The sequence below is a fragment of the Pseudomonas sp. NPDC087639 genome (assembly GCF_044743385.1).
In the GTDB taxonomy this organism is placed as follows: domain Bacteria; phylum Pseudomonadota; class Gammaproteobacteria; order Pseudomonadales; family Pseudomonadaceae; genus Aquipseudomonas.
Genome location: NZ_JBIUWI010000125.1, coordinates 3,262 through 4,683 on the forward strand (window position 1 = coordinate 3,262; position 1,422 = coordinate 4,683).

Annotated in this window: 1 protein-coding gene; it reads left to right on the forward strand. The window is 60.3% G+C overall.

Annotation, left to right across the window (positions count from 1 at the left end):
- The first annotated feature begins 55 nt into the window (after positions 1-55).
- The gene (ftsA, locus tag ACIOVB_RS26750) at positions 56-1,315 is read left to right on the forward strand and encodes a cell division protein FtsA (protein ID WP_187677995.1); all 1,260 of its coding nucleotides are present in this window, start codon (positions 56-58) and stop codon (positions 1,313-1,315) included.
- Positions 1,316-1,422 lie beyond the last annotated feature (107 nt).

Genomic DNA, 1,422 nt, shown 5'->3' on the forward strand with positions numbered 1-1,422 from the left:
AGCGCCGACGACAGCCCCCCCCGCTGTCGCAAAGAATTAAGAAGAGGCAGGACCCATGGCAAACGTGCAAAGCGGCAAAATGATCGTCGGTCTGGATATCGGCACCTCCAAGGTGGTGGCGCTGGTAGGCGAGGTCTCGGACGACGGCACGCTGGAAATCGTCGGTATCGGTACACATCCGTCCCGCGGCCTGAAAAAAGGCGTGGTGGTGAATATCGAGTCCACCGTGCAATCGATCCAGCGCGCGATCGAAGAAGCCCAACTGATGGCGGGCTGCCGCATTCACTCGGCGTTCGTCGGCGTGGCGGGCAATCACATCCGCAGCCTGAACTCCCACGGCATCGTCGCGATTCGTGATCGCGAAGTCAGCTCGGCTGACCTTGAGCGTGTTCTCGACGCTGCCCAGGCAGTGGCGATCCCGGCTGACCAGCGCGTGCTGCACACCCTGCCGCAGGATTACGTGATCGATAACCAGGAAGGCGTTCGCGAACCTCTGGGCATGTCCGGCGTACGTCTGGAAGCCAAGGTTCACGTCGTCACCTGCGCCGTCAACGCCGCACAGAACATTGAAAAATGCGTGCGTCGCTGTGGCCTGGAAATCGACGACATCATTCTTGAACAACTGGCTTCTGCCTACTCGGTCCTGACCGACGACGAGAAAGAACTGGGCGTGTGCCTGGTCGACATCGGCGGCGGCACCACCGACATCGCGATCTTCACCGAAGGCGCGATCCGCCACACCGCGGTGATCCCGATTGCCGGTGATCAAGTGACCAACGACATCGCCATGGCGTTGCGCACTCCGACCCAGTACGCCGAAGAGATCAAGATCCGTTACGCCTGCGCCCTGGCCAAACTGGCCGGTGCCGGCGAAACCATCAAGGTGCCGAGCGTTGGCGATCGTCCACCGCGCGAACTGTCGCGTCAGGCCCTGGCCGAAGTGGTCGAGCCGCGTTACGACGAACTGTTCACCCTGATCCAGGCTGAACTGCGTCGCAGCGGCTACGAAGACCTGATCCCGGCCGGCATCGTCCTGACCGGCGGTACGTCGAAGATGGAAGGCGCGACAGAACTCGCCGAAGAAATCTTCCACATGCCGGTACGCCTCGGTGTTCCGCACGGCGTGAAAGGCCTGGATGACGTGGTGCGCAACCCGATTTATTCCACTGGCGTTGGCTTGTTGATGTACGGCCTGCAAAAGCAGTCCGACGGAGTTTCGTTCTCCGGCATCGGCAGCCGCGACAGCTACAGCAGCGACGAGCCACAGGCGCCGCTGCTGGACCGATTGAAGAAGTGGGTTCAAGGCAACTTCTAAAGCTTTACCGCAACACCGCAACAAAACGCAGTAGGCGAAAAAACTAGAGAATGTAAGGAGAGGGAAAATGTTCGAACTCGTAGACAACATCCCCGCAAGCCCGGTAA

Coding starts and splice junctions, on each gene's coding strand:
- ftsA (WP_187677995.1), top strand. CDS start 56: ATGGCAAACGTGCAAAGCGGCAAAATGATCGTCGGTCTGGATATCGGC.